Annotated in this window: 1 pseudogene; it reads right to left on the bottom strand. The window is 61.6% G+C overall.

The features are described 5' to 3' along the window. Positions 1–256, bottom strand: a pseudogene (locus tag KLP42_RS26695) (hypothetical protein); the annotation flags it as partial. Positions 257–432: the final 176 nt, after the last annotated feature.

Below are 432 nucleotides of genomic sequence, written 5' to 3'. Positions count from 1 at the left end.
GAAAGCAGATGTTCGGGTTCTGGAACAGGACCGTCCGCAGCCCGTCCCGCAGCGACAGCCACCAGGCTTCCAGCGCCGCATAGTCCGAATAGGCGAGCGACTGCGTTGTGAGTGAGATCGTCCAGGCCGGATCGTTGATCTGGGTATAGTTGAAGCGGCGGCGGCCGGCTTTTGCCGCCACCACCCCGAGATCAAGCACCGGATCGACGCTGGAAAACCCGACTGCCGGCAGTGCGCGCGGAAAGGCAATTGCCATCAGATAACCCGCCTTTTCTGTGCATCCTTGACCACCTTGATGATGGTCGAGGGCAATTCGGCATCCCGCTTTGCCGCCCAGGCCATCAGCTCGGCATCCGTTTCGCGATTGCCACTCGCCTGAATGGTCGTGCGCGCATCGATGCTCATGCCGCCGGCCGATCGCATGTGCGAAAT

This window comes from Rhizobium sp. CSW-27 (genome assembly GCF_018760785.1).
Lineage (GTDB): Bacteria > Pseudomonadota > Alphaproteobacteria > Rhizobiales > Rhizobiaceae > Neorhizobium.
This window is presented reverse-complemented; position numbering and strand designations above follow the sequence as displayed.